Source organism: Ohtaekwangia sp., from assembly GCF_036568665.1.
Taxonomy (GTDB): domain Bacteria; phylum Bacteroidota; class Bacteroidia; order Cytophagales; family Cyclobacteriaceae; genus Ohtaekwangia.
This window is the reverse complement of record NZ_DATCSD010000171.1, coordinates 1-2,698: the sequence shown is the minus strand read 5'-3', so window position 1 is coordinate 2,698 and position 2,698 is coordinate 1. Positions and strand designations below refer to the sequence as shown.

The window sequence follows — 2,698 nt, the reverse complement described above, 5'->3', positions numbered from 1 at the left end:
GCAAGCACGAGCGCCATCCGGTAAACAATCAAAAAGCCGGGGCCATACAATCTGAAGAAGGGAGAAGAAAGCTACACGTTCCCACATGGGCTATGAACCTGGAGAATACGTATGAACATTAATGAACTGGATGTTGAACCTGTAACAACACAAAAACTTAAATCATATCCGGGAAGTCCCTATCCGCTAGGCGCGACATGGGACGGTAACGGAGTAAATTTTGCACTATATGCCGACAAGGCCACCGGTGTTGATCTCTGTCTCTTTAAAAATCCTAAAGACGAAGCAGAGTATACGCGTATCAAAATGATTGAGCGCTCGCACCAGGTATGGCATGTCTATATGCCGGATCTGAAACCGGGGCAACTCTACGGATACAGGGTAAAAGGCCCGTATGAACCCAAGAATGGGCAACGCTTCAATCCATTCAAACTGCTGATCGATCCTTATGCTAAAGCTATAGCGGGAAAGATCGAATGGAACGATTCGCTCTTTGGTTATGAAGTAGGGCATGCAGATGAAGATCTTAGCTATAGTGAGCTCGACAGTGCTGCTTTCATACCGAAGTGCGTGGTAATGGATCAACAGTTTAATTGGGAAGGCGACAAGCCACCCCGGATTCCTTATCACAAGACTATTATTTATGAGATGCATGTGCGCGGTTTTACCATGCTGCATCCGGATATACCGGAAGATATAAGGGGCACGTATGCCGCGCTGGCTCATCCGAAAGTAATTGAATATTTGAAAGATCTCGGCATCACATCCGTTGAGCTGATGCCAGTGCATCATTTTATAGCCGATCGTCACCTGGTTGAAAAAGGACTTACCAACTATTGGGGCTATAACACCATTGGTTTCTTTGCACCGGAAGTACGTTACTCAAGCAGTGGCGTATTGGGTGAGCAGGTAACCGAGTTCAAGAACATGGTGAAGGAAATGCATAAGGCGGGCATTGAAGTGATACTCGATGTAGTATATAACCACACGGCAGAAGGCAATCACATGGGGCCTACGCTTTGTTTCCGTGGTGTCGATAATGAATGTTATTATCGATTGGTAAACGAAGACAAGCGCTACTATATGGACTTTACGGGAACGGGCAATACGTTGAACGCAAATCTTCCGAACGTACTGCGCCTGATGATGGACAGCCTGCGCTATTGGATACTGGAAATGCACGTGGATGGTTTTCGATTTGATTTAGCTTCTACACTGGCCCGCGAGCTGCATGAAGTAAACAAGCTCAGTGCATTCTTTGATATTATTCATCAGGATCCTGTTATATCGCAGGTAAAGCTTATCGCGGAGCCGTGGGATATAGGAGAAGGTGGATACCAGGTAGGTAAATTTCCTTCAGACTGGGCAGAGTGGAATGGTAAATACCGGGACTGTATGCGTGACTTTTGGCGTGGGGCCGATAGCATGCTGGGTGAGTTTGCACAGCGCCTTACCGGCAGCTCAGACCTATACCAGGGCGATTATCGCAGTCCTACAGCAAGTATAAATTTCATCACGGCCCATGACGGCTTCACCCTGAACGATCTGGTGTCTTACAACGAAAAACACAATGAAGCCAATGGCGAGGATAACAACGATGGTGAAAATCATAATCGCTCGTGGAACTGCGGCGAAGAGGGACTATCGAAAGATCCCGCTATACTGGCATTGCGCAAGCAACAGCAGCGCAACCTGTTGACGACACTTTTTCTTTCGCAGGGCGTACCAATGTTACTCGCAGGCGATGAAATCAGCCGCACACAAAAAGGCAACAACAATGCGTATTGCCAGGATAATGAGATATCGTGGATCAACTGGAAGGATGCGGATAGTGAACTGCTGGAATTTACACGGCAGTTAATAGCCCTGCGCAAAAACCACCCGGTGTTTTGCAGAAGGCGCTGGTTCCAGGGCCTGCCTATTAAAGGTATAGGTTTGGAAGATATAGCCTGGTTTCTGCCTGATGGAACAGAAATGAGCGAAGAACACTGGAGCCACGATTTTGCCAAATCGCTGGGAGTATTCCTCAATGGCAGAGGTATACACACACTTGGCCCGAAGGGAGAGCAGACAACAGATGATAGTTTTTATCTGATCTTCAACGCACACCACGAAGCATTGCAGTATAAATTGCCACCGGCAAAATATGGTAAAGAATGGACTGAGCTGCTGAACACAGCCACGGGTGTAGTAGGTGAGGGGAAAATATATGATGCGACTAAGACAATATCAGTAGAAGGACGTTCTATCCTTTTGCTGCGACACCCGATTGTGTATGATAAGAAATCCAGAACATAGTAAGCGTTCGATAGGGGTAAATTTCCGGGGAGACGGAACGGCTGAAATTCTTGTGTGGGCACCGAACGCAAAAAAGGTATGCGTGCGCCTGCTCGACAATAACAAATTGCTGCGACTGCAGGAGCAGGAATATGGATATTGGCTTTGCACAACCAACCTGTTGCGCCCGGGCGACCTGTACAGCTTTGTGCTTGACGATCAGAAAGAATTTCCTGATCCGGCATCGCTTTCGCAACCTGAAGGCGTACACGGACCTTCGCAGGCTGTTGATTTGAATCATTTTCAATGGAATGACCAGCTCTGGAAAAATATACCGATCGATGAATATATATTCTATGAGCTGCACGTAGGCACCTTTACCGATAAGGGTACATTTCGTGCTATTGAAAAGAAAATTCCT

The 2,698-nt window shown here is 47.0% G+C and carries 1 protein-coding gene and 1 pseudogene; both read left to right on the top strand.

Annotated features, from left to right (window positions below; genetic code table 11):
* Positions 1 to 111: 111 nt before the first annotated feature.
* Positions 112 to 2,298, top strand: coding sequence for a glycogen debranching protein GlgX (gene glgX / locus VIN08_RS09955; protein WP_331963943.1), 2,187 nt, complete (start codon positions 112 to 114; stop codon positions 2,296 to 2,298).
* Positions 2,276 to 2,698: pseudogene (locus tag VIN08_RS09950) on the top strand (malto-oligosyltrehalose trehalohydrolase); the annotation flags it as partial. The gene glgX and the pseudogene VIN08_RS09950, both read left to right, overlap by 23 nt.